This is a genomic window from Arsenophonus endosymbiont of Apis mellifera (genome assembly GCF_903968575.1).
Lineage (GTDB): Bacteria > Pseudomonadota > Gammaproteobacteria > Enterobacterales > Enterobacteriaceae > Arsenophonus > Arsenophonus apicola.
In genome coordinates, this window is sequence record NZ_CAJCFU010000043.1 from 1 (window position 1) to 725 (window position 725).

Below are 725 nucleotides of genomic sequence, written 5' to 3' on the forward strand. Positions count from 1 at the left end.
CCAGTAAACGGCGGCCGTAACTATAACGGTCCTAAGGTAGCGAAATTCCTTGTCGGGTAAGTTCCGACCTGCACGAATGGCGTAATGATGGCCAGGCTGTCTCCACCCGAGACTCAGTGAAATTGAACTCGCTGTGAAGATGCAGTGTACCCGCGGCAAGACGGAAAGACCCCGTGAACCTTTACTATAGCTTGACACTGAACATTGAGCCTTGATGTGTAGGATAGGTGGGAGGCTTTGAAGTGTGGACGCCAGTTCGCATGGAGCCGACGTTGAAATACCACCCTTTAATGTTTGATGTTCTAACTTGGGCCCGTAATCCGGGCTGAGGACAGTGTCTGGTGGGTAGTTTGACTGGGGCGGTCTCCTCCCAAAGAGTAACGGAGGAGCACGAAGGTTGGCTAATCACGGTCGGACATCGTGAGGTTAGTGCAAAGGCATAAGCCAGCTTGACTGCGAGCGTGACGGCGCGAGCAGGTACGAAAGTAGGTCTTAGTGATCCGGTGGTTCTGAATGGAAGGGCCATCGCTCAACGGATAAAAGGTACTCCGGGGATAACAGGCTGATACCGCCCAAGAGTTCATATCGACGGCGGTGTTTGGCACCTCGATGTCGGCTCATCACATCCTGGGGCTGAAGTAGGTCCCAAGGGTATGGCTGTTCGCCATTTAAAGTGGTACGCGAGCTGGGTTTAGAACGTCGTGAGACAGTTCGGTCCCTATCTG

General features: G+C 53.4%; 1 rRNA gene. It reads left to right on the forward strand.

Features of this window, described 5'->3' with window-relative positions:
* A 23S ribosomal RNA gene (locus tag H1X92_RS05785) occupies positions 1-725 on the forward strand; the annotation flags it as partial.